General features: G+C 70.9%; 1 protein-coding gene. It reads right to left on the minus strand.

Translation table 11 applies throughout. From position 1 onward, the window contains the following. Positions 1 to 1,001: methyl-accepting chemotaxis protein (locus DWF00_RS07675; protein WP_245973787.1), on the minus strand; the 1,001-nt coding region annotated here is incomplete at both ends.

A 1,001-nucleotide genomic window follows, 5' to 3' on the forward strand; every position in this document is an offset into this window, starting at 1 on the left:
GTCTTGAACGCTGCGACGAGGGTGTTGAGCTCGCCGATGCGGCCGGAGAGGGAGGCTGCGGAGGCGGCCGACTGCTCGGCGAGGGCGGCGTTCTGCTGGGTCATCTCGTCGAGATGGGCGACGGCCTGGCTCATCTCGTCGATGCCGTTGGCCTGCTCGCCGGACGCGGTCGAGATCTCGGCGATGGTGGCGGCGACCTTCTGCGAGGCCTGCAGGATCTCGGTCAGCGAGGCGCCGGCCTGGCGCACCAGGGTGACGCCGGCGCCGACCTCGGCGTTGGACGAGGAGATCAGCGCCGAGATGTCCTTGGCCGCCTCGCCCGAACGCTGCGCCAGGGTCCGCACCTCCGAGGCGACGACGGCAAAACCCTTGCCGGCGTCGCCGGCGCGGGCCGCTTCCACGGCGGCGTTGAGCGCCAAGAGGTTGGTCTGGAAGGCGATGTCGTCGATGACGCGGATGATGTCGGAGATCTTCTTCGAGGCGCTCTCGATGCGGGCCATCGCCTCGACCGCCTCGCCGGCGATCGAGCCGCCGCTTTGCGCGGCGCGCATCGCCTCGCCGGCGATCTCGGCCGCCTGCTTCGAGGCTTGTGCGCTGGCCTTGACCGAGGCTGCCAGCTCCTCGGTGGTGGCGGCGGTCTCCTCGAGCGAGGAGGCCTGCTCCTCGGTGCGCTTGGAGAGGTCGTCGGCGCCGAGGTTGATCTCGCGCGCGGCGAGGCCGACGTCCGACGCCGTGACCTGGATGGTGCGGACGGTGTCCGACAGGCGGTCGACGGTCTCGTTGATGGCGTCCTTGAGGTCGGCGAAGCGGCCGCGATAGCCGGTCTCGACGCGGCTGGTCAGGTCGCCGGCGGCGACCGCCTGGAGCGCTTGGGCGAACTCGGTCGTGGCCGAATCGACCACGGCGTTGATCTCGTTGATGCCGGCGATGAGCTGCTGCATCTGCGCGTCGGCGTCCTCGATCTGCAGCCGCGCCGAGAAGTCGCCCGCCGCAGCAGCCGC

Source organism: Allobosea caraganae (genome assembly GCF_003351345.1).
Classification (GTDB): domain Bacteria; phylum Pseudomonadota; class Alphaproteobacteria; order Rhizobiales; family Beijerinckiaceae; genus Allobosea; species Allobosea caraganae.